The following is a 254-nucleotide window of genomic DNA, read 5'->3' on the forward strand; positions in this document are numbered from 1 at the left end:
CCAAGCAGAAGAAACCGATCTTTGCGCCAAACGTGAGTTGGCCCATGCAAAGCATCCAATCGAAGATCTATCGTGCGACCGGCCTCCGTGTGGAGATGGAGAACGTCGCCAACGCCTGCGTCTTGTCCGAGGTATGGTTCGGCGACAGCGATGGGCTCAATGATCTTGTCGTCGTGAACGTCTCAGAGGGTATCGGCACCGGCATCTTCTCCAATGGAAGACTCCTGCGCGGTTCCAATGGAATGGCCGGCGAG

At 57.1% G+C, this 254-nt stretch carries 1 protein-coding gene; it reads left to right on the forward strand.

Translation table 11 applies throughout. The features are described 5' to 3' along the window. Window positions 1–17: 17 nt before the first annotated feature. A partial coding sequence (locus tag JAO29_RS23215) for an ROK family protein (protein ID WP_334270662.1) occupies window positions 18–254 on the forward strand: 237 nt, incomplete at its 3' end.

Source organism: Edaphobacter sp. HDX4 (assembly GCF_036877565.1).
Taxonomy (GTDB): Bacteria; Acidobacteriota; Terriglobia; order Terriglobales; family Acidobacteriaceae; genus Edaphobacter.